At 72.3% G+C, this 680-nt stretch carries 1 protein-coding gene; it reads left to right on the plus strand.

The features are described 5' to 3' along the window. Positions 1–15: 15 nt before the first annotated feature. Positions 16–680, plus strand: a 665-nt coding sequence (locus AC1DIW_RS21830) for a fibronectin type III domain-containing protein (RefSeq protein WP_478110918.1), incomplete at its 3' end; no start/stop codon positions are given.

Here is a 680-nt window from a genome sequence, read left to right on the forward strand (position 1 = left end):
GCGGGGGAGACCCATGTGAGTGTCGATGAGCTGGCCGGGGTCACCGGGATCGACACGAGCGCGGGCGCGACCGGGACCGGGACGGCGTTCAGTTCCGGGTCGGTCACCACGACCCAGCCGAACGAGATCCTGTTCGGGGTGGTCGGGGTCGAGTCCGCTGCGACCGTGCCGGCCTGGGCGGCTGGCTGGAGCGGGCTGCCGAACCTGAGCGTGTCCACAGATGACCTGGCGACGGCCTTCCGCGTCACGACCGCGACGGGTGCCTACACCGCGTCGGGCACCAGCGGAGGCCAGTGGATGGCCGCCATCACCGCCCTCAAGACCGGCGCCCCCAGTCCACCGTCGGTGCCGTCGGCGCCGACRGGGTTGGTSGGGACGCCCGGSAACGSGTCGGTGTCCTTGTCGTGGGCGGCTCCGGCGTCGAACGGCGGGGCTGCCGTGACGGGGTACAACGTGTACCGCGGCACGACCGCGGGTGGTGAGTCGTCGGTGCCGGTGGCCTCGAGCGTGAGCGGGACCAGCTTCACGGACACCGGGTTGGTCAACGGGACGGCCTACTTCTACACGGTCGCCGCGGTGAACGCCGCTGGTACCTCGCCGCCGTCCAACGAGGCGTCGGCGACCCCGCAGTCTGCTGTGATGGTGCCGTCGGCGCCGACGGGGTTGGTCGGGACGCCCGG

The organism is Terrabacter sp. 01T434 (genome assembly GCF_056398545.1).